The sequence below is a fragment of the Pseudomonas sp. MWU12-3103b genome (assembly GCF_023100615.1).
Lineage (GTDB): Bacteria > Pseudomonadota > Gammaproteobacteria > Pseudomonadales > Pseudomonadaceae > Aquipseudomonas > Aquipseudomonas putida_A.
In genome coordinates this window covers 1-1,118 of record NZ_JALMEY010000041.1, presented here as the reverse complement: position 1 = coordinate 1,118, position 1,118 = coordinate 1, and the positions used below count along the sequence as shown (strand labels likewise).

Genomic DNA, 1,118 nt, shown 5'->3' with positions numbered 1-1,118 from the left:
ATCACGGTCTCCAAAGCCACTATTAAAGAGGCTGGTGACACCGACCTCTTCGGTCTGGCGGTCACCTTCAAGGTGCGCGACATCGTCGGCAATGAATCGGAAGACTGGTGCAAGGAAACCCGCATCGTCGTCACCACCGGCATCGACCTGCTGGCCGCGCCTATCGTTCAAGAGGCCGTCAACAACAAGCTCGACGCCGATAAACAGGGCGATAACGACATCACGGTGCATGTCACGGCCGACCGACCAGACTTCGAGATGAATGACATCATTCACTTGACCATGTTCGGCACCACCACGGAGGGCGAAAAAGTCGAAGTCACCGCCCTGCCCCAGACCGTCGACAATATCCCGCATAACTACGAGTTCAAGCTGTCCATTGCGGCCGTGCGTAAACTGGTCAATACCCAGGTCAGTTTCTTCTATCGGCTGGAACGCAGCGGCAGCAGTGACCCGTTAGGCTCAAAAAGGCAGTTTGTACAAGTCACCGGCGCAGCCCACCGCCTGGCCGCACCGATCATCGAGGAAGCCGAGGGAGAGTTCATCGATCCCACGAAGACACCCATCAACGTCCGCATTCCGTTCGATCCGGCCATCGAGTACGGCATGGGCATCGAGCTGTTCCTGTTGGGTAAAAGTCCGGACGGCAGCACCTTCCTGCCTGAGTTGGAGTGGCACATTCCGGAGGAGGATGAAGTCGAGAATCCCGAAGGTTTTGTCATCACCGTCGATGACTACAACCTCAAGCTCCTTGACGGCGGAACCCTGAAGGGGTGGTACGACCTGCTGATAGCCGAAGGCGACGAGATCCTCAGACGGGAGTCGCTGCACACGAAATTGCTCAATGTGGGTGAACCGAAATTCGAGCTGGACGCCCCCATTGTCCTCGGGGTGGCGAACGGCTTCCTCGACCCGGCCACACTGCCCGGCGGTACCAGTAAACTGACCATCCCCAGGCCTGTGGTGAAGCCATGGGTAGCCAACGACGAGGCCACCTGGAAGTGGGTGGGCGACATCTCCGGCGAGGAACCCGGGTCCCGCACATTCAATGCCGTCACCGCCCAGCAAGACTGGGTCATCAACCTGGACGCCGCCTTCGTCGCCCAGCACATCGAACC

General features: G+C 58.9%; 1 pseudogene. It reads left to right on the top strand.

From position 1 onward, the window contains the following. Positions 1-1,118 (top strand): annotated as a pseudogene (locus tag M0808_RS28375) (hypothetical protein); the annotation flags it as partial.